1 protein-coding gene is annotated in these 209 nt (G+C 51.7%); it reads right to left on the bottom strand.

What is annotated here, in order from left to right:
* The coding region (locus H5185_RS22715; RefSeq protein ID WP_182743405.1) for a cadherin repeat domain-containing protein at window positions 1-209 on the bottom strand (209 nt) is incomplete at both ends.

The following is a 209-nucleotide window of genomic DNA, read 5'->3' on the forward strand; positions in this document are numbered from 1 at the left end:
GGGTCAATCTCAAACCAAGCGTCGTCATTGCCGCTGACGATACTGTAGGTCACTGGCGTGCCTTCCGGATCGATGGCAGACACAGTGCCAATCACAGTGCTGTCGCTGCTGTTTTCAAAATACGTAAAGTTGTAGCTGGTTTCGCCCACGGGTGGGGTGAACTCAGGCGTTTCATTGACATCAAGCTCAGTGAGGGTGACGTTAATGTT

Origin of the sequence: Shewanella sp. SG44-6, assembly GCF_014164185.1 — a bacterium.
Taxonomy (GTDB): domain Bacteria; phylum Pseudomonadota; class Gammaproteobacteria; order Enterobacterales; family Shewanellaceae; genus Shewanella; species Shewanella vesiculosa.